The organism is Citrobacter sp. Igbk 16 (assembly GCF_028069755.1).
GTDB lineage: Bacteria > Pseudomonadota > Gammaproteobacteria > Enterobacterales > Enterobacteriaceae > Citrobacter.
Genome location: NZ_JANEWJ010000132.1, coordinates 1 through 203, shown reverse-complemented (window position 1 = coordinate 203; position 203 = coordinate 1). Strand labels below are relative to the sequence as shown.

The window sequence follows — 203 nt, the reverse complement described above, 5'->3', positions numbered from 1 at the left end:
GTCGGTTTTGATGGCCGACTTCGCCGCGTCCGGTGTGTTTGCCGTGATGGCATACGCCCCTGAGGTATCTGCCGCACCCCAGCCACTCAGCTGCAGCGTCGCCTTCAGGTCCGTCCCCACCGTCGTCGCCGTGTACGTCGCCATGTAGGTGCCGTCGCCGTTATCCTTCCAGCTGCTGCCCGCTTTCAGCGTGGCGTTTGCCA

At 64.5% G+C, this 203-nt stretch carries 1 pseudogene; it reads right to left on the bottom strand.

The features are described from left to right. A pseudogene (locus tag NNO03_RS22715) lies at positions 1-203 on the bottom strand (hypothetical protein); the annotation flags it as partial.